The 303-nt window shown below is 33.0% G+C and carries 1 pseudogene; it reads right to left on the bottom strand.

Annotation, left to right across the window (positions count from 1 at the left end):
- Window positions 1-303, bottom strand: a pseudogene (locus ACTG3Y_RS05585) (polyphosphate kinase 2 family protein); the annotation flags it as partial.

The following is a 303-nucleotide window of genomic DNA, read 5'->3' as shown; positions in this document are numbered from 1 at the left end:
TCCGAAGAAAATTTCCAGTGTTTGTTCGGTTTATTTAATCTTCTTAATAGTCTGTTTTTCTGTTCATCCTTTGATATGTTTAGAAAGAATTTAAACAAAATAGTACCATTATCAGCTATATGTTTTTCGAAATTATTTATTTCCTCAAAGCGTCGATCCCAAAAGGCATCAGTGACATCATCTACACTCTTAATATCTGGCATATTTTCATACATTAAGTAATTAGGATGTACACGCGTTACCAGAACATTTTCGTAATGTGTTCTGTTAAAAACCCCAAACTTTCCTCTTGCTGGCAGTGCT

This window comes from Winogradskyella sp. (assembly GCF_965656915.1).
Taxonomy (GTDB): Bacteria; Bacteroidota; Bacteroidia; order Flavobacteriales; family Flavobacteriaceae; genus Winogradskyella.
This window is presented reverse-complemented; position numbering and strand designations above follow the sequence as displayed.